The following is an 18426-nucleotide window of genomic DNA, read 5'->3' as shown; positions in this document are numbered from 1 at the left end:
GGTCCGGCCAGGATCTCCAGGGGAAGGAGGTGCCGGATGACGTACCTGCGTGCGATCGGCCGGGCGTTCGCGCTGGCGGCGTTCTCGTTGCTCAGCTGGTTCGACGTGCTCGTCCAGCTGGTCGCGTTCGTGCTGCTCTGCGGCGGGCTCGTCTTCTTCCTGGGCCCCGCGGTCGAATGGTCCCGCGGCCGGTCGGCGGTGATGCGGACGCTGGCCGCGCGCTGGTGCGGCGTCGAAGTCGCGGCGCCGTACCGGCCCGAGCCGCCGGAGCCGGTGCGCGAGCGCGACGGCTGGTACCGCGAGGGCAACCAGCTCTACAAGCGGGCGTTCTGGATCCGCTGGCAGCACCGCCTCACCTGGGCGCTGGAGGACCCGGCGGCGCAGCGCGAATTCAGCTGGCAGCTGGTGAACCCCCTCGTCACGCTGCTGCTGCCGGTGGCCGTCCTGCTCGGCGGGCCGCGGGTCCTGCGCGGCTACGGCCGCTGGACGCGCTGGTGGCTCGGGCCGCGCCCGCCCGCCGAGTCACGCAAGAGCCGGCCGCACCGGCACCTCGAAGCGCTGGGCCACCAGTTCGGCATCCTCGCGCTTTCGGTGGTGCAACTGGCCTTTTCGGTGGTCCAGCTGGTGGTCGTGGCCTTCGCCACGCCACTGGCACCCCCGGTCGTGCTGTGGAGCCGCTCGATCACCGACACGCTGCGCCGCGAAACCGAAAACTGGACCGGGGTGCGGATCCCGCGGCCGTACCAGCCGGCGCCCGGGTTGCCGCTGCCCCGCCCCGACGGGCTCTACCAAGTCGGCCGGCAGCTGTACGACGAACTGCTCTGGCCGCTCCAGAACGCCCGCACGAAGTGGATCCTGGGCGACCGGGCCACCTGGCGGGACATGGCCGGCGGCGCACTGAGCTCCCTTGTGTCGCTCGCTTGCTCGTTGCCGGCGCTCGTCTTGTTCGGCTGGGGCATGACCGGTATCTGGCTGCTCTGGGTGTGGCGGCCGTTCGTGTCGTCCCGGGTCCAGTGGTCCCCGCTGCCCGAGGTGTCGACGCACCTCGGTGCGCTCGCCCAGACGCCGTTGATCCTGCTGGCGCTGGTCATCGCCGTGGCGCCGGCGCCGTGGCTCGCCCGGCAGCAGGCCCGCTTCGCGCGGGTGTGGTTCGGACCGACCGAGTCCTCCCGGCTGGCCCAGCGCGTCGAACGGCTCGAGCGGACGCGTTCCGACGTCACGGTCACGCAAGCGGCGGAACTGCGCCGGATCGAGCGCGACCTGCACGACGGCATCCAGTCGCGGCTGGTCGCCATGGGCATGAAGCTGGGCGCGGTCGAGGCTTTGGTGGACACCGACCCGGAGGCGGCGAAACGGCTGACGGCGGAACTGCGCGCGGCGTCGTCCGAGGCCCTCACCGAGCTGCGGGCGCTGATCCGCGGCATCCACCCACCGGTGCTGTCCGAACGCGGGCTGCTGGACGCCGTCCGCGCGCTGGCGCTGGACAGCCCACTGAAGGCGCAGGTCACCGGCTCGCTGCCGGGCCGCGCCGAGGAACCGGTGGAGTCGTGCGTGTACTTCGCGGTGTCCGAACTGCTCGGCAACGCGGCGAAGCACGGCGCCAAGCGGGTGACGATCGAGGTGGAGTTCGCCGACGTGCTGCTGACGGTCGTGGTGACCGACGACGGCCCGGGCGGCGCGAGCCCGGCCCGCGGTTCGGGACTGCGCGGAATCGAGCGCCGGTTGGGCGGCTTCGACGGTAGGTTGACGCTGACCAGCCCGATCGGCGGCCCGACGAAGGCGACCTTGGAGATCCCGTGTCAGATACATCCGGGGCTTCGCCCCGAGCCGGGGGCTTCGCCACCCGGACCCCCCGAAGTGGTCGACCAAGAACCCTCGTCGCCGAGGACCAGTACCTCCTCCGAGACGGCCTGACGCATCTGCTGACCGCACACGGCTTCGACGTCGTCGCGGCGGTCGCCACCGGCCCGGAACTCGTGGCGGCGCTGCGTGAACACCGGCCCGAGGTGTCCATTGTGGACGTGAGGATGCCGCCGACGAACACCGACGAGGGTCTGCAGGCCGCGCTGTCCGCCCGCCGCGAGGTGCCCGGCCTGCCGATCCTGGTGCTGTCGCAGCACGTCGAGCAGCTGTACGCGCGCGAACTGCTGGCCGACGGCACCGGTGCGATCGGCTACCTGCTGAAGGACCGCGTGTTCAACGCGGAGCAGTTCATCGACGCCGTCCGCCGGGTCGCGGCGGGCGGCACCGTGATGGACCCCGAGGTGATCGCGAAACTGGTGGCGGGCAACGCTTCCGACCCACTGGCGGCGTTGACCACGCGCGAGCGCGAAGTCCTGTCGCTGATGGCGGAAGGCTGCTCCAACGCGGCGATCGCCTCCCGCCTGCACTTCAGCGAAGGAGCGGTCGGCAAGCACACGGCGAACATCTTCGCGAAGCTGGACATCACCGCTTCGGACGACACGAACCGCCGGGTGCTCGCCGTCCTGGCGTACCTGGGTTCCTAGCCGCGCGAGATCCGGGTCATCTCGTCGCGCTCGACGACCTTGACCCGGTCGCGACCCGCCGCCGAACCCAGCGCCTTCTCGTGCGCGTCGAGCCGGCCCCAGCCGTCCCAGTTCGTGAACGGGATGCCGCGCGTCTCGAGGAAGTCGAGGATCGCGTCCGGTGAGTCGAACTTCGGGGTGGCGAGAGTGTCCGCGTCCGCCAGGAGGCTGGCGATCGTCTCGGCCGCGTCACCCTTCGTGTGGCCGATCAGGCCGACCGGGCCGCGCTTGATCCAGCCCGTCACGTACACGCCCGGCAGCTGGTTCTCGTCGAGGTCCAGCACGCGCCCGGCCTGGTTCGGCACCACGCCGGCGACGTGGTCGAAGGGCAGTTCGGGCAGGTGCGACGACAGGTAGCCGACCGCGCGGTACACCGCCTGGACGTCCCAGTCGTGGAACTCGCCGGTGCCGCGGACGTTCCCGTCGCCGGTCAGCTCGGTCCGCTCGGTGCGCAGGCCCGTCACCTTGCCGTCCTCGCCGAGGACCTCGGCGGGCGAGTGGAAGAAGTGCAGGTGCAGCCGGCGCTGCCGGGTGCCCGGCTCGCGGATGGCCCACTCCTGCAGCGTCTTCACGACCATGTCGATCTGCTTGGACGCGCGCAGGGCCGCGATGCTGCCCTCGTCGAACTCGATGTCCTCGGGGTGGACGATGACCTCGACGTTCGGCGAGTGGTCCAGTTCCCGCAGCTCCAGCGGCGTGAACTTCGCCTGCGCCGGGCCGCGGCGGCCGAACACGTGCACGTCGGTCACCGGGCTGGCCTTGAGGCCCTGGTAGACGTTGTCCGGGATGTCGGTGGTCAGCAGCTCGTCGGCCGTCTTCGCCAGCACCCGCGCCACGTCCAGCGCGACGTTCCCGACGCCGAGGACGGCGACCGAGGACGCGGTCAGCGGCCAGGTGCGGGGGACGTCAGGGTGGCCGTCGTACCAGGAGACGAAGTCGGCGGCGCCGTAGCTGCCGTCGAGGTCGATGCCCGGGATGTCGAGCGCGCGGTCGGCGGACGCGCCGGTGGAGAAGATCACCGCGTCGTAGAACTCGCGCAGCTCGTCGAGCTTGATGTCGGTGCCGTAGTCGATGTTGCCCAGCAGCCGGATGTTCGGCTTCGAGAGCACCTTCTCCAGCGCCGTCACGATGCCCTTGATGCGCGGGTGGTCGGGCGCGACGCCGTAGCGGATCAGCCCGAACGGCGCGGGCATCCGCTCGAACAGGTCGATCTGCACGTCGGCGTCGGACTTGTCGAGGATGTCGGCGGCGTAGATGCCGGCGGGACCGGCACCGACCACGGCTACACGAAGAGAACGGCTCACCCGACCCACGGTAAGTTAGGATTACCTAACCTGAAATGTGATTTGGCGTACGGTCCACGGACTGGGAGCCGGTAAGCTCGGTACATGCGCGTTCTCGTCGTCGACAACTACGACAGCTTCGTCTACAACCTGGTCCAGTACCTGGCCCAGCTCGGCGCCGACTGCACGGTCTGGCGCAACGACGTCGTGGACCTCGACCGCGTGCCGGAGTTCGACGCCGTGCTCGTCTCGCCCGGCCCCGGCACCCCCGAACGCGCCGGCCAGAGCATGGACGTCATCCGCAAGTGCGCCGAAACACGCACGCCGATGCTCGGCGTCTGCCTCGGCCACCAGGCCCTCGGCGTCGTGTACGGCGCGACCGTCGACCGCGCGCCCGAGCTGCTGCACGGCAAGACGAGCCAGGTCCGCCACACCGGCGCCGGCATCCTCGAGGACCTGCCGGAGGAGTTCACGGCCACCCGGTACCACTCGCTGACCGTGCTCCCGGACACGATCTCCGACGCCGTTTTCGAGATCACCGGGCGCACCGAGTCCGGCATCGTGATGGGCATGCGCCACCGCGAGCTGCCCCTCGAAGGCGTCCAGTTCCACCCGGAGTCCGTGCTCACCGAAGGCGGCCACCGGATGCTCGCGAACTGGCTGGCCACCGCGGGCCACCCCGTGGATCCGGCCCGCGTGAACGAGCTCGAGCGGGCGACCAAGGCGCTCCAGAAGGCCGCTGTTGCGTGATCCGGCTCGAGGGGGTCGGCAAGCGGTACGGGCGCGGTGACTTCGTCCTGCGCGACGTCGATCTGACCGTCGAGCCCGGGCACGTCGTCGGCATCCTCGGCAGCAACGGCTCCGGGAAGTCGACGCTGCTGCGGATCATGGCCGGCGTCTCGCACGCGACCACCGGAACGCTCACCGGCACCCCGCGGATCGGCTACCTGCCGGACCGCTTCCCGGCGGGCCAGCGCATGGGCGCCCGCGCCTACCTGCGGCACATGGCGCGCATCCACGGCCTCACCGATCTCTCGACGATCGACCCGCTGCTCGAACGCCTCGACCTCGTCGGCGGCCCGACGGCACCGCTGCGCACCCTGTCCAAGGGCAACGCGCAGAAGGTCGGGCTCGCGCAGGCGGTGATGGTCCGGCCCGACCTGCTGATCCTCGACGAACCGTGGTCCGGTCTCGACGTCGGGACGCACACGATCCTCGGCGAGCTCGTCGCCGAGACGCGGGCGCGCGGGGCGAGCGTCGTGTTCACCGACCACCGGCCGCAGGTGGTGCACGACCACGCCGACGTCGTCCACCTGATGCGGGAAGGCCGGCTCACCGCGGAAAGCGCGGAGCCGACCACCCGGATCGTGCTGCGCGGCGGCGACACCGGCTGGGCCGACGAGCCGGGCGTGCGGCACGCCGTCGCCGAAGGGCCCCAGGTGGTGCTGACGGTCGAGGTCGCCCGCGTCGACGCGGTCTTGAAGCGTGCCCTCGAAGCCGGCTGGTCGGTGCGGGAGGTGGCGCCGTGCTCGCCCTGACCCGCTACCACCTGGCGCTGCTCGGCCATTCGCAGCGGTACCTGCCGGCGTTGCTGGCCTACCTCGCGCTGTGCGTGATCCTCTACGCCGACCCGCATTCCCCGCCCCTGCCGCTGTTCGGCATCAGCGCCGGCGGGCTGCTGGTCGTCTCGTGCTGGCTGACGATCGCCCTGCTGGACATCGAAGATCCGGTGCAGCGCCTGGTGACCTTGAGCCACGCCCGGCAATGGCGTCGGATGATCACCGGCGCGATCTTGACGGTGCTGGCGTGTTCGCTGGTCCTCACCGCGATCACCGAGGTGTGGTCGGCGGTCAAGTCGTTCAAAGTCCAGCCGGCGGCGCTCGGCATCGGGTTGCTCGCGCACCTCGCGTGCACGCTGCTCGGCATCGCGATCGCCCTCCCGTGCTCGCGGCTGCTGGTCCACCGCATCGGCTGGACGGTCCTGGCGGCGGTGATCACCCTCGTCGTCGTCCTGCTGGCGAAGATTCCCCTGGTCCACCCCCTCCTGCACGCCCTCACCGACGACGAACCGGTCGGCGGCCCGCTGGTGCTGGCCCTGGTGACGTCGGTGGCGATGCTGGCCGCCAGCTTCTACGCCGTTTCGGAACTCGTGCGCCGCCGCTCCTGACTGCAATTTGCCATCTTCAATTTCCGGCCCGGGCTTCCAGCCGGACCGCGGGGCGGACTAAGGTTCGGGGCCTCCGGTTCCGGGCGAAGGGAGATCGGGTGACGGCTGGGATCGTCGCGATCACCGTGCCAAACTCCGACGGCGAGCTTCCGGAGCTCGCCGCCTGGCTGCGTGGCGAAGACGAACTCCGCGGCCGCGTCCAGGTCTTCGACGCCGTCGTGGTCGGGGTTTCGAGTTCCTCCGCCGGTGTCTTCTGCCGTTCGCTGTTCGCGTGGCTGACCCGGGGGCGCGAAGCCCGCGTCTCGCTGAAGGTCAAACGCTCGGGCGCCGCCGAGGAACTCGAGCTCGACTTCGGGGCCGCGAGCGACGCCGATCAGGTTCTCGGTGCCGTACAAGGATTTCTCGATAAGCCCTGACAACGAAAGAGGCCCGCACGGCGAACCGTGCGGGCCTCCTTCATCTCTGGCTAATTCGTCGGTCTGGTATTCGAAGTGGTGGGGAACGGGAACCCGCTGCCTTCGGACACGTTGACCGTGACGTTCTGGTCCTTGCTGATCTGCGAGCCCGGACTCGGGTTCTGTCCCGTGATCGTGCCCTCCGGCGCGTTGCTGTTCTTGTCGGACTTCTGGTTCAGCTTGCCGGTCCAGCCCATGCTCGACAGCTTGTCCTGCGCCTCGTCGACGGTCATCCCGACCAGGCTGGGCATCTGGATCTGGCTCGAGCTGTCCGGCCCGGTCGACACGGTCAGGGTGATCTGGCTGCCCACCGCCACCTGGCCGCCGTTCGGGTTCTGCGTGATGACCGTGTCCTTCGGGACCGTGTCCGAAGCCTGGTCGACCCGCCTCGTCGTGAAGCCCTGGCCCTCCAGCGCCGACTTGGCCTGCGAGTACGGCTTGCCGGTGAAGTCGGTGACCGCCTTGAGCTGCTTCGACTTGCCGATCGTGATCTTCACGCTGCTGCCCTGGGCGACCTCGGAAGCCGCGGACGGCGTCTGCGACTGCACCAGGCCGACCTGGTTCTGGTCGGTGACCTCGGTTTCCCCGACGCTCGGGTCGAGGGTCAGCTTCGCTTCGGTCAGCAGCTTCTCGGCATCCTCGCGCGTCTTGCCCTTGAGGTCCGGCACGCTGGCCTTGCCCGGTGCGACGCCGACGTACAGCGTGATCTTCGTGTTCGTCGCGACCGAGATCCCGGCCGACGGGTCGGACTTGATGACCTTGTTGATGTCGTCCTGGGTGCACTCCGGGTTGCCGTCGGTCGGCGTGACCCCGCAGGTGATCTGCTTCTGCTCGATCGTGCCGTCGAAGCCCTTGCTCTTCAACGTCTCCCGGGCCTGGGGCACCGTCTGGTGCGTCACGTCCGGGATCGCGACGGTGCCGCCGTCGTTGCTCTTGAACGCGTTCGACAGCCACATGATCAGCAGCACCGAGCCCAGCACGAAAATCGCCGCGAAGACGGCGATGAGCGTGCGGCGACGGCGCTTGGCCTTCGGGTCTTCGTCGTCCGGCTCGGGGTACTCGTCGTAGCGCTGCGGCTGCCGCCGGTCGGCGTTCATCACCTGCGTGCGCTCGTCCTCGGACATCACCATCGGCGCCACCGGGCGCTGGCCCGAGAGCGTGCGCACCAGGTCCGAGCGCATCTCCGCCGCCGACTGGTAGCGGTTCGCCGGGCCCTTGGCCAGCGCCTTGAGCACGACCGCGTCGAGCTCCGGGGCCACCGCCGGGTTCACCGACGACGGCGGGTTCGGGTCTTCCCGGACGTGCTGGTACGCCACCGCGACCGGGGAGTCACCGGTGAACGGCGGCTCGCCGGTGATCAGTTCGTACAGCACGCAGCCGGCCGCGTAGACGTCGGAGCGGGCGTCGACCGACTCGCCGCGGGCCTGCTCCGGCGAGAGGTACTGGGCCGTGCCGATCACCGCGGCCGTCTGGGTCATGGCGGACTGGCCGTCGTGCATCGCGCGCGCGATGCCGAAGTCCATCACCTTGACCGCGCCGTTCTTCGTGATCATCACGTTGGCCGGCTTGACGTCGCGGTGCACGATGCCGTGGCGGTGCGAGAAGTCCAGCGCCGCGCAGACGTCGGCCATGACCTCCATCGCCCGCTTCTGCGACATCGGGCCTTCGGTCTTGACGATGTCGCGCAGCGTCCGGCCTTCGACGTACTCCATGACGATGTACGGCAGCGGTCCGAACTCGGTGTTCGCCTCGCCCGTGTCGTAGACCGCGACGATCGCCGGGTGGTTCAGCGCGGCGGCGTTCTGCGCTTCGCGGCGGAAGCGCTCCTGGAACTGCGGGTCCCTGGCGAGGTCGGCACGGAGGATCTTGATCGCGACTTCCCGGCCGAGACGCACGTCGTGGCCGTGATGGACCTCGGACATGCCTCCGTAGCCGAGCGTTTCGCCCAGCTCGTACCGGTTGGAGAGCAGTCTGGGTGTGCTCATCTCTGGGTGCCGTTCCATTCCGTCCAAGGTGTGGTCATGATGCCTTGCCGGCCATCGTCGGTCGTGCCGGGAGTGCCCGCCGGGTAGCCGGACTGCTCCGCGGGCACCTGTCTGCCCGGGAACACCTGGCTCTGCGGCTGGCCGGTGTGCGGCGGCGAGCTGTTGCCGGCACCCAGCATCTTCGCCACCAGCACGATGCCCGCCACCAGGACAACGAGCAGGATCGCGGCGAGAAGCGCCCACCAGCCCCACTGCGTCTTCTTCCGCGCGGCCGGCAGCATGACCTGCCGCGGAGCGGGGCGGGACGGCGGGCCGATGGCGATCATCGGGTTCATCGCGGGCGACGGCGGGCCGCCCGGCATCGGCTGCTGCGGGGGCAGCTGCTGCGGCGGGATCGGCACCGGCATCGACGGGGGTGGCGGCGGCTGCTGCTGCACCTGCTGCGGCACCACCGGCTGCTGGCCCGTCGTGTAGGTGGCGTTGACCAGCCCGGACGGCGTCGGCAGCGGCAGCCCGGAGCGGACCGCGGCGACGGCGGAGGCGAACTCGCCGCCGTTGTTGTAGCGCTGCCGCGGATCCTTGACCAGGGTCGCCTCGATCACCGCGCGCGCCGCGGGCGGCACGTCCGGCGGCAGCGGCGGCGGCAGGTCGCGGATGTGCATCATCGCGACCGTGACGGCGTTCTCGGACAGGAACGGCCGGTGCCCGGCGAGGCATTCGTAGCCGCACACCGCCAGCGAGTAGACGTCGGACGCCGGTTCGGCCGGCTGCCCGAGCGCCTGCTCCGGGGCGATGTAGTGCGCGGTGCCCATGACCATGCCGGAGCGGGTGACCGGGGCCGCGTCCGCCGCCTTCGCCACGCCGAAGTCGGTGATCTTCACCTGCCCGGTGGAGGTCACCAGGATGTTGCCCGGCTTGACGTCGCGGTGGACCAAGCCGTGCGAGTGCGCCGCCTGCAGCGCGTTGCCCGCCTGCTCCAGCATGTCGAGGGTGAACTCCGCCGACAGCCGCCCGTGCTTGGCCAGCAGGCCGGCCAGCGGGTCGCCGTCGACGAGCTCCATCACCAGGTACGCGATCGACAGGTCGCCGTCGGCGATCGTTTCGCCGTAGTCGTGCACCGCGGCGATGCCGGGGTGGTTCAGGGACGCCGTCATCCGCGCTTCCGTGCGGAAGCGGTGGAGGAACTCGGCGTCGCCGGAGAGTTCGGCCTTGAGGATCTTGACGGCCACGGTCCGGTCGAGCCGGGTGTCGCTGGCCTGCCAGACCTCGCCCATCCCGCCGACGGCGATCCGGCTCGTCAGCTTGTAGCGGTCGGCCAGCAGCTGACCGGAGGACAGCATGCGCTATCCACCCCCGAGCTTCGCGTTGATCGCCGCGCGGCCGATTTCCGCCGCGACCGTGCCGCCGGTGGCCGCGAGGCCGCGGTTGCCGCCGTCCTCGACGATCACGGCGACCGCGATCTGCGGGTTGTCGACCGGGGCGAAGGCGGTGTACCAGGCGTGCGGTGCGGTGTTCTTGGAGTCCGTGCCGTGTTCGGCGGTGCCGGTCTTGGACGCGATCTGGACGTCCGGGCGCTTGCCGCCGCCCTTGGTGAAGCCTTCGGAAGCGACCATCATGTCCTTGAGGATGGCGGCGTTCGCCGACGACAGCGCCGGGGTGCCGGTGAGTTCGGTCGGGCTGTAGTCCTCGATCGTCGACAGGTCCGGTGCCAGCACCGACTGCACCAGCTGCGGCTTCATCGCCATCCCGCCGTTGGCCACGGTGGCCGCGAGCAGGCAGTCCTGCAGGGGCGTCAGCCGGACGTCGCGCTGGCCGATGCCGCTCTGGAAGAGCGCGCCCTGCGAGTCGAGCGGGCCGACCGTCGACGGGGCGACCTTCATCGGCACGGTCAGGTCGGTCTGTCCGATGCCGAAGTTCGCCGCCGTCTTCTTCATCTTGTCCGGGCCGAGCTTGCCGGCGAACTGCGCGAACGGCACGTTGCAGGAGTGCGCGAGCGCGTCCTTGAACGTGTCGCCGGGGCAGCCCTGGCCCGCGTAGTTTTCCAGCGTGACGTTCGTGCCGGGGAGCTTGGTGTTCGGCGCGGTGTCGACCTTGGTGTCGGGGCCGTTGCCGTCTTCGAGCGCGGCTGCCGCGGTGACCAGCTTGAACGTCGACCCCGGCGGGTAGGTCTCCGAGATCGCCCGGTTCAGCATGGGCTTCTTCGGGTCCTTGTTGTTCGCGGTCCAGGCGTCGGTCTGCGCCTTCGACGTGTGCGAGGCCAGCTGGTTCGGGTCGTACGACGGCGTCGACACCATCGCCAGGATCCGCCCGGTGCTGGGCTCCATCGCGACGACGGCGCCGGTGTAGTTCTTCTGCGTCATGAGGTCGTACGCGGCCTTCTGCACGGCCGGGTCGATGGTCAGCCGGACGTTGCCGCCGCTGGGGTCGCGGCCGGTGACCATGTCCGACAGCCGCCGCACGAACAGCCGCGGGTCGGAGCCGTTGAGCACGTCGTCCTCGGCGCGCTCCAGGCCGCCCGCCCCGTAGTTGATCGAGTAGTAGCCGGTGACCGGCGCGTACATCGGGCCGTCGGCGTAGGTCCGGATGTACTTGTACTTGTCGTTCGACGGGTTGACGCTGGCCAGCACCTCGCCGTTGGCCTGCGACACGATCTTGCCGCGCTGGCGGGCGAACTCGTCGTAGAGCACCCGCGCGTTGCGCGAGTCGGTGCGGTAGTCGTCGGCCTTCACCACCTGGATGTAGGTGGCGTTGGCCAGCAGCAGCACGACCATCACGAGCATCGCCATGCCGACCTTGCGGAGCGGGGTGTTCATGCCTGCGCGCCCCCCTCCGCCGGCGGGCGCTGCACGAGCACGGTGTGCGCTTCCGCGATCGGGGCCTGCGGCTGCTGCTGCGGCTTCGGGCGCGCGGCCGGCTTGCGGGCCGCGTCGGAGATGCGCAGCAGCAACGCGACCAGGATGTAGTTCGCGAGCAGCGACGAACCACCCTTGGACAGGAACGGCGCGGTGATACCGGTCTCCGGGATGAGTTTCGTGACCCCGCCGACGACGACGAAGATCTGCATGACCATGGTGAACGCGAGCCCGCCGCCCAGCAGCTTGCCGAACGTGTCGCGCACGGCCAGCGCGCTGCGCATGCCGCGCATCGCGACCAGCAAGTACAGCATCAGCACCGCGGCCAGCCCGATGAAGCCGAGCTCCTCGCCGATCGACGCGGTGATGAAGTCGGTGTTGGCCTCGGGCACCATGTCCGGCCGGCCGGCGCCGAGCCCGGTGCCGCCGACGCCGCCGGTGCCCAGCCCGAACAGGCCCTGCGCGAGCTGGTAGCCGCCGCCGGCCTGGTCGTAGGTGGCCAGCGGGTCCAGCCAGTTCGCCACGCGCTGCTGGACGTGCGTGAAGAGGTTGTAGGCGATGATGCAGCCGACCGCGAAGAAGCTCAGGCCGAGGACGACCCAGATGACCCGCTCGGTCGCGACGTACAGCATCACCAGGATGACGCTGAAGAACAGCAGCGACGTGCCGAGGTCCTTCTCGAACACCAGGATGCCGATGCAGACGAACGCGGCGATCAGGATCGGGCCGAGGTCGCGGGCGCGCGGGAGCTCGACCCCGACCAGCTTCTTGCCCGCCACCATGAACAGGTCCCGCTTCGACACCAGGAACGAAGCGAAGAAGACCATCAGCAGGATCTTCGCGAACTCGCCCGGCTGGATCGAGAAGAACGGCAGCTTCAGCCACACCTTGGCGCCGTTGACCTCGGACAGGCTCGACGGCAGGAGCGCGGGCAGCGCGAGCGCGACGATGCCGACCAGGCCGGCGGTGTAGCCGTAGCGGGTCAGCGTGCGATGGTCGTTCACCACGATCAGGACCACGACGAAGAACACGAGCGAGATCACCGTGAACAGCACCTGTGCGGTGACCGCGGGCGTGTAGTCCTTGCCGTTCTGCGTGGCGCGCTCGGCCAGGGCCAGGTCGATCCGGTGGATCATCACCAGCCCGATGCCGTTCAGCAGCGCGACGCAGGGGAGCAGCACCGGGTCGGCGTACGGCGCCCACTTGCGGACGGCCAGGTGCGCCGCGCCGAAGATGGCGAGGTAGGCGAGGCCGAGCCAGATGATCGACCAGGTCAGCTCCTGCTCCTGGTTGGCTTCGACCAGGACCAGCGCGATGGTGACGATGAGGGAGGCGAACCCCAGCAGCACCAGCTCGGTGTTGCGGCGGGTCGGGACCTCGCGCGGCGGGTTCGTCTGGAACTGCGCGGCGAGCGGTTCGGCGGAACGCGCGACGGGCTGGCCCATCAGTTACCGCCTCCCGTCGTCGGTGCCGTCGAACTCGGCGTCGAGCAGTCCCTCCCCGCTGGCTGGTTCGCCGACGACGGAGCAGTGGAGCCGGCCGGAGCCGACGGAGTCGTCGTCGGCGTGGCCGTGGGGGTCGGCGTCGAGGACGGCTGACCGCCCGCCGGCGCGCAGTTGTTCAGGCGCTTGCGCAGCTGCAGGAAGTCGTCGATGTACTTCCGCGCTTCGTCGAGGCTGTCCTTCTTGACGCCGTTCTGCACCGCCAGCCGCGCGTCCTCCTGGAGCTGGGTGACGCGCAGCTTGTCCGTGCACACCTGGCTCGGCGGGCAGGACCCCTGCTCGTAGGCGTGCAGGTCGATGCCGAGAATGCTGCCGGGGACGCCGCGGTAGATCACGACCTCCCCGTCCGCTCCCTCGCCGACATAGTACTGACTCAGCACGAAGTAGCGGGTGGCGATGGCGGCCGCGGCGAGCACGACGAGGACCACCAGCGCTCCGGCCAGCCAGCGGAACCGCTTCCGGCGCCGGGCCTTCGGGTCTTCTTGCGGCTGCGGCAGTTCCTGGCGCGGCGGCGGGGGCGGCTGGGTCAGCGCCCGGGCCCGGGCCGCGGGCGAGTCGCCCTGGTGCCGTTCGTCGCTGCCGTCCCCGGCGGCGCCGCCCACGATGGGCGCGTCCTCGCCGAAGTCGACGTCGACCACGTCGGCGATGATCACCGTGACGTTGTCGGTGCCGCCGCCCTTGAGCGCCAGCTCGATCATCCGGTCCGCGCACTGCTGCGGGTCCGGGATCTGCACGGCCTCGGCCAGCGTCTCGTCGCTGACCATGCCGGACAGGCCGTCCGAGCAGATCAGGTACCGGTCGCCGGCGCGGGCTTCGCGCACGGTCAGGCTCGGCTCGACCTCGTGCCCGGTGAGCGCCTTCAGCAGCAGCGACCGCTGCGGGTGCACCGCGGCCTCTTCGGGCGTGATCCGGCCCTGTTCGAGGAGTTCGTTGACGAAGCTGTCGTCGCGGGTGATCTGCGCGAACTGACCGCCGCGCAGGAGGTAGGCGCGGGAGTCGCCGACGTGCACCAGCCCCAGCCGGGTGCCGGCGAACAGGACGGCGGTGAGCGTGGTGCCCATGCCGTCCAGGTCCGGGTCCTGCGAGACGAGTTCGGCGATGGCGGCGTTGCCGTTCGCCACCGCCTCGCGCAGCTGGGCGAGCAGGTCGTCGCCCGGCTCGTCGTCGTCCAGCGGGGCGAGGGAGGCGATGACGACCTTGCTGGCGACTTCGCCCGCCGCGTGCCCACCCATGCCGTCGGCGAGCGCGAGCAGGCGAGGGCCGGCGTACACGGAGTCCTGGTTGCTCGAACGCACCAGGCCCCGGTCGCTGCGGGCTGCGTAGCGGAGGACGAGAGTCATGGGCGAAGCTCGATCACCGTCTTGCCGATCCGGATGGGGACTCCGAGCGGGACCCGGAGGGGTGCAGTGACCTTAGCCCGGTCGAGATAGGTGCCGTTCGTCGAGCCCAGATCTTCCACGTACCAGTCCTCGCCGCGCTGGGCGATCCGGGCGTGCCGGGTCGACGCGTAGTCGTCGTCGAGGACCAACGTGGAGTCGTCGGCCCGGCCGATCAGGATCGGCCGGCCGTCCAGCGCGATGCGCGTCCCCGCCAGCGCGCCGTGGGTGACCAGCAGCTGCTGCGGCGACTTGCTGTTGCGCGGCTTCTTCTCCTTCTTGCGCCCGAAGGTCGGCACCTGGACGCGCATGCCCGACGCCGCGTAGAGGTCCGAACGGACGACTCTGAGCGCGGCGAACACGAAGAGCCAGAGCAGCACGAGGAAGCCCACCCTGGTGAGTTGTACGACCAGCTCTGGCACTTGGTGTGTCCGCTCCCGACTCTTCCGCGCAGCCGCGACGCGGGTACGCCGCGGTCCCCCCGCACGTCAATTCTGCGGGAACAGTATTCCGGGTCCCGAGTCAGCCCTGTGTACGGAACACGAGGGACGAATGACCCACCCGGATGACGTCGCCGTCGGCGAGCTGCCAGGTCTGGACCGGCGTGCCGTTCACCGTGGTGCCGTTGGTCGAACCGATGTCGGCGAGCGTCGCGCTCTGGCCGTCCCAGGTGATCTCCAGGTGCCGGCGCGAGACGCCGGTGTCCGGGAGGCGGAAGTCCGCGTCCTGGCCGCGGCCGACGACGTTCCCGCCCTGCTTGAGCGAGTACGTCCGGTTCGAGCCGTCGTCCAGCTGCAGGCTCGCCGCGAGCGCGCGGCCCGGCGCCGGCGGGGCGTAGCCGCCCTGCTGGCCGTACGGGTCACCGGCCGGCTGGCCGTACGCCTGCTGCTGGCCGTACTGGTCGTACCCGCCCTGCTGCTGGCCGCCGTACTGGTCGTAGCCACCCTGCTGGTAGCCGCCCTGGTCGTAGCCGCCGCCCTGGGGCTGGCCGTAGCCGCCCTGGTCGTAGCCGCCACCTTGAGGCTGCGCGTACCCGCCCTGGTCGTAGCCGCCGCCCTGGGGCTGCGCGTAGCCCTGGTCGTAGCCACCCTGGGGTTGCTGGCCGTACTGGTCGTAGCCACCACCCTGCTGCGGCTGGCCGTACTGGTCGTAGCCGCCGCCCTGGGGCTGCTGGCCGCCGTACTGGTCGTATCCACCCTGCTGGCCGTAACCCTGGTCGTACCCGGGCTGCTGGCCACCCTGCTGTCCGTAGCCGTACTGGCCCTGCTGGCCGTACGGGTCACCCTGGTCGTATTGGCCGTAGCCGGGGGGCTGGCTCATTGCTGGGTCTCCTGCGTTGCTGGGTCGTGCCGACCGCGGTGAACCGGCGCCTGAGGGGCGGGCGTCGGGATCGACGGACGAACGGGTCTTGAACTGTCCAGTATGCAGCGCCTCGTTGCGCTCGAGTGATACGACGACGTCACCATAGGTGTCCAGGCCCTCGGCGGCGAGGTGTTCCGCGACCGCCTTCGCCAGCACCTGGGTGACGCGTTGCTCGTCACCGGCCATGCGCTCGTGGTCAGCCGTCCCCAAGGACACGATGTAGTGATTCGGGGCGAGCTGCCGACCGCCTGCCAGCTCACGAACGTTCTCCTCACTCTCCCGCTCCAGGGCGATCGCCACTTCCTGCGTGACGACGTTGCCACCGAACATGCGCGCGAAAGTGTTCCCCACCAGGTTCTCGAGTCGCCTGTCGAATCGTTCGGCGCGGCCCACCGGGGAAAACCTCCTCACACGTGTGCTTCCGCACCGATCCTATCCGGGTGAGCCAGCCTCTACACGGCCCCCGGTGAAAGCCGTTAAAACGACCTGCTAGTCTTCTCCTCGCTGCCGCAAGGAAGCACTCGGGCGAGTGGCGGAATGGCAGACGCGCACGGTTCAGGTCCGTGTGTCCGAAAGGACGTGAGGGTTCAACTCCCTCCTCGCCCACATCGAAAAGGGCCCCGGCTCCCCGCCGGGGCCCTTTTTCACGGCTTGGACCAGGCCGTGGGGTATGTCACGAACCCCCTGTTCGCCCTGGGCGAAGTTACGCCGTGTGGGTGGTGATCCAGTCCGCGATGACGTCCGCCCGGCTCGTCGTTTCGATGCCCGCGTGGGGGCAGTCCGGCCCCGTCGCCTCCAGCGAGACCAGCTGATCGCCCGAGAAGTACGGGGCGCCGGAGTCGTACGTGCACGCGCTGGTCGTGATCTCCGGGGCCGCGCCGCGGACACCCAGCGTCGTCGGGTCCACCTTCGCGATCGCCACCGTGCCCTGCTGGAGGCGGGTGGCCGGCTTGGGGTTCGCGGCCGTGAGGCTGCCCCAGCCCGCCAGCGTCAGCTGCTGGCCGACCTTCGGGACCGCGCGGCTCACCGCCAGCGGCGTCACCGCGGTCACCGGGGAGTCGAGGCGGACCAGGGCGACGTCGTTCTCCGTCGCCTGGAGGACCTCGGTCGCCTTGCGGGCGATGCCCGACTCCGCCTCCTCGTCGGTCAGGCCCAGCGTCACCGTCGTCGGGTACGGGACCTTGCCCGAGACCCGGTCGCGGTGGGCGTCGTGGAAGCAGTGGCCGGTCGTCAGGATCCAGGCGGGCGCGACCAGCGCGCCCGTGCAGTAGCTGCTGTACGTCGAGCCGTCCGGGCGCGGGATCTTCGTCATCGCCAGCTTCGCGACGAACCCGTACCGGCCGGGTGGGACGTCGGTGCCGTGGGCGACGGCCCAGGCGGCGGGAGCGGTGGAGACGGTCAAGACAGCAGCGGCGAGCAGGGCGCGCAGGCGCATTCTTCCCCTTCGTCGAGTCGGTGGTCGACGTCCGACGTTAGGGCCGCGCCTCCCGTCCTGGGAATTCCCTGGCCGGGCGTCACCCGGGTGACGCCCGGCCGCGGGCTCAGCCGGTGTGGGCGGCGATCCAGTCCGCGACGACGTCCACGCGCGAGGTCGTCTCGAGCTGGTTGTGCGGGCAGTCCGGGCCGGACGACTCGACCGACACGAGCTGGCCGCCGGAGCCGGCCGCGACGAAGTAGGGCGCACCCGAGTCGTAGACGCAGGCGCTCGTCGTCGACGTCGGGGCCACGCCCTGCACGCCGAGCGTGGAAGCGGCGACCTGGCCGACCTTCACGGTGCCCTGCTGCAGCTTCGTCGACGGAGTGGGGTTGGTGGCGGTGAGGCTGCCCCAGCCGGCCAGGGTCAGGAGCTGGCCGGCCGACGGCGTGACCCGGTTGACCGTCAGCGGGGTGATGCCGGTGACGTCCGCGTCGAGGGTGGCGATCGCGATGTCGTTCGCGCTCGCCTGGTAGACGGTGACGACGTTGCGGACCACCCCGGGCGTGCTCTGGTTCACCGTGCCGAGCAGCACCGACGTCGGGTACGGCACCGGGCCGGAGACGCGGTTGCGGTTGGCGTCGTGGAAGCAGTGACCGGCGGTGATGAGCCACTTCGCCGCGATCAGGGCGCCGGAGCACGCGCTGTTGTACTTCGTGCCATCGGGCCTGGGGATGTTCGTCATGGTGAGCTTGGCGGCGAAGCCGAACTGGCCGGCCGGGACGTCGGAGCCGTTGGCCACGGCCGAGGCCGGCGCCGCGGTGGCGAGCCCGGCGGCCAACGTCAGCAGGGCAGCGGAAAACACTGCGCGAACGCGCATCGGTGGATCCCCCCTTTTCGTGCACCGGCGATGGCTGCCGGTGATCACTTGCGAGGGTAGCGACGGCTCGGGCGCCGCAAAGGCGCTGCTTGGAGCAAAAAACCGGCCCCGGCGGGGATGCCGGGGCCGGTTTGCCGGGAATGAACTAGTTCACGCCGACCAGGTCGACGACGAAGACGAGCGTCTCGCCCGGCTTGATCACGCCGCCCGCGCCGCGGTCGCCGTAGGCCAGGTGCGGCGGGATGACCAGCTTGCGGCGGCCGCCGATCTTCATCCCCGCGACACCCTGGTCCCAGCCGGAGATGACCTGGCCGGCACCGAGGCCGAAGCGCAACGGCTCGCCGCGGTCCCAGGACGCGTCGAACTGCTCGCCGGTCGAGTGCGAGACACCCACGTAGTGCACGGTGACGGTCTTGCCCGCCGTGGCCTCCGCGCCGTCACCGACCGTGATGTCGGTGATCTCGAGGTCGGCCGGCGCAGGTCCGTCCGGGCGGTCGATGAGGGGCTTTTCCAAGGTCATGGGCCTCACCGTACCCACGCCGTTCCGGCTGCGCCGATCGGACTACGCCCAAGGAGGGGAAAAACGCGAAAAGTCTTCACACTT

17 protein-coding genes and 1 tRNA gene are annotated in these 18426 nt (G+C 70.3%); 7 read left to right on the top strand and 11 right to left on the bottom strand.

All coding sequences use genetic code 11. From position 1 onward, the window contains the following. The first annotated feature begins 36 nt into the window (after positions 1–36). Positions 37–1914 (top strand): histidine kinase, encoded by a 1878-nt coding sequence (locus H5965_RS06150; protein WP_310968310.1) that lies wholly within the window; start codon positions 37–39, stop codon positions 1912–1914. After that, entirely contained in the window at positions 1911–2507 is a 597-nt protein-coding gene (locus tag H5965_RS06145; protein ID WP_310968514.1) for a response regulator transcription factor, read from the top strand. The genes H5965_RS06150 and H5965_RS06145 overlap by 4 nt, the downstream gene beginning before the upstream one ends. Here H5965_RS06145 and H5965_RS06140 read toward each other — a convergent pair. Continuing rightward, positions 2504–3850, bottom strand: coding sequence for an FAD-dependent oxidoreductase (locus H5965_RS06140; protein WP_310968309.1), 1347 nt, complete (start codon positions 3848–3850; stop codon positions 2504–2506). The genes H5965_RS06145 and H5965_RS06140 overlap by 4 nt on opposite strands. Before the next feature lie 84 nt (positions 3851–3934). On the opposite strand from H5965_RS06140, the gene H5965_RS06135 reads away from it, so the two are divergent. The 4 genes from H5965_RS06135 (at position 3935) to H5965_RS06120 (ending at position 6412) form a co-directional block, all read left to right on the top strand. After that, positions 3935–4579 carry an aminodeoxychorismate/anthranilate synthase component II gene (locus H5965_RS06135; protein ID WP_310968308.1) on the top strand — a complete coding sequence of 215 codons (645 nt, stop codon included), beginning with the start codon at positions 3935–3937 and terminating at the stop codon, positions 4577–4579. Beyond that, the gene (locus H5965_RS06130; protein ID WP_310968307.1) at positions 4576–5367 is read left to right on the top strand and encodes an ABC transporter ATP-binding protein; all 792 of its coding nucleotides are present in this window, start codon (positions 4576–4578) and stop codon (positions 5365–5367) included. Before H5965_RS06135 ends, H5965_RS06130 begins: the two co-directional genes overlap by 4 nt. Then, positions 5355–5996 (top strand): hypothetical protein, encoded by a 642-nt coding sequence (locus H5965_RS06125; protein ID WP_310968306.1) that lies wholly within the window; start codon positions 5355–5357, stop codon positions 5994–5996. Before H5965_RS06130 ends, H5965_RS06125 begins: the two co-directional genes overlap by 13 nt. A gap of 98 nt (positions 5997–6094) precedes the next feature. After that, positions 6095–6412: an effector-associated constant component EACC1 gene (locus H5965_RS06120; RefSeq protein ID WP_310968305.1), complete on the top strand. Its 318-nt coding sequence runs from the start codon at positions 6095–6097 to the stop codon at positions 6410–6412. 50 nt (positions 6413–6462) lie between these two features. Here H5965_RS06120 and pknB read toward each other — a convergent pair whose 3' ends face one another. The 7 genes from pknB to H5965_RS06085 form a co-directional block, all read right to left on the bottom strand. Further along, positions 6463–8436: a Stk1 family PASTA domain-containing Ser/Thr kinase gene (pknB, locus tag H5965_RS06115; protein ID WP_310968304.1), complete on the bottom strand. Its 1974-nt coding sequence runs from the start codon at positions 8434–8436 to the stop codon at positions 6463–6465. Then, on the bottom strand, positions 8433–9776 hold the full coding sequence (locus H5965_RS06110) for a serine/threonine-protein kinase (RefSeq protein WP_310968303.1): 1344 nt from the start codon (positions 9774–9776) through the stop codon (positions 8433–8435). The genes pknB and H5965_RS06110 overlap by 4 nt, the downstream gene beginning before the upstream one ends. Before the next feature lie 3 nt (positions 9777–9779). Further along, positions 9780–11249 (bottom strand): penicillin-binding protein 2, encoded by a 1470-nt coding sequence (locus H5965_RS06105; RefSeq protein WP_310968302.1) that lies wholly within the window; start codon positions 11247–11249, stop codon positions 9780–9782. After that, entirely contained in the window at positions 11246–12733 is a 1488-nt protein-coding gene (locus H5965_RS06100) for an FtsW/RodA/SpoVE family cell cycle protein (protein ID WP_310968301.1), read from the bottom strand. Before H5965_RS06100 ends, H5965_RS06105 begins: the two co-directional genes overlap by 4 nt. Beyond that, complete coding sequence (locus tag H5965_RS06095; RefSeq protein ID WP_310968300.1) at positions 12733–14130, bottom strand: protein phosphatase 2C domain-containing protein; 1398 nt, start codon at positions 14128–14130, stop codon at positions 12733–12735. The genes H5965_RS06100 and H5965_RS06095 overlap by 1 nt, the downstream gene beginning before the upstream one ends. Beyond that, positions 14127–14588, bottom strand: coding sequence for an FHA domain-containing protein (locus H5965_RS06090; RefSeq protein ID WP_003079002.1), 462 nt, complete (start codon positions 14586–14588; stop codon positions 14127–14129). The genes H5965_RS06095 and H5965_RS06090 overlap by 4 nt, the downstream gene beginning before the upstream one ends. A gap of 100 nt (positions 14589–14688) precedes the next feature. Then, entirely contained in the window at positions 14689–15921 is a 1233-nt protein-coding gene (locus tag H5965_RS06085; RefSeq protein WP_310968299.1) for a DUF3662 and FHA domain-containing protein, read from the bottom strand. Between the two features lie 130 nt (positions 15922–16051). Here H5965_RS06085 and H5965_RS06080 point away from each other — a divergent pair. Beyond that, positions 16052–16134, top strand: a tRNA-Leu gene (locus tag H5965_RS06080). 97 nt (positions 16135–16231) lie between these two features. Here H5965_RS06080 and H5965_RS06075 read toward each other — a convergent pair. The 3 genes from H5965_RS06075 to H5965_RS06065 form a co-directional block, all read right to left on the bottom strand. Continuing rightward, positions 16232–16963 carry a trypsin-like serine protease gene (locus H5965_RS06075; RefSeq protein ID WP_310968298.1) on the bottom strand — a complete coding sequence of 244 codons (732 nt, stop codon included), beginning with the start codon at positions 16961–16963 and terminating at the stop codon, positions 16232–16234. A gap of 106 nt (positions 16964–17069) precedes the next feature. Continuing rightward, positions 17070–17822, bottom strand: coding sequence for a trypsin-like serine protease (locus H5965_RS06070; protein WP_310968297.1), 753 nt, complete (start codon positions 17820–17822; stop codon positions 17070–17072). A 145-nt stretch (positions 17823–17967) separates the two neighbouring features. Further along, entirely contained in the window at positions 17968–18342 is a 375-nt protein-coding gene (locus tag H5965_RS06065) for an FKBP-type peptidyl-prolyl cis-trans isomerase (RefSeq protein WP_310968296.1), read from the bottom strand. Positions 18343–18426 lie beyond the last annotated feature (84 nt).

The sequence above is a fragment of the Amycolatopsis sp. 505 genome, from assembly GCF_031625235.1.
GTDB lineage: Bacteria > Actinomycetota > Actinomycetes > Mycobacteriales > Pseudonocardiaceae > Amycolatopsis.
The sequence above is the reverse complement of the archived record's forward strand: the minus strand, read 5'-3'. Positions and strand labels throughout refer to the sequence as shown.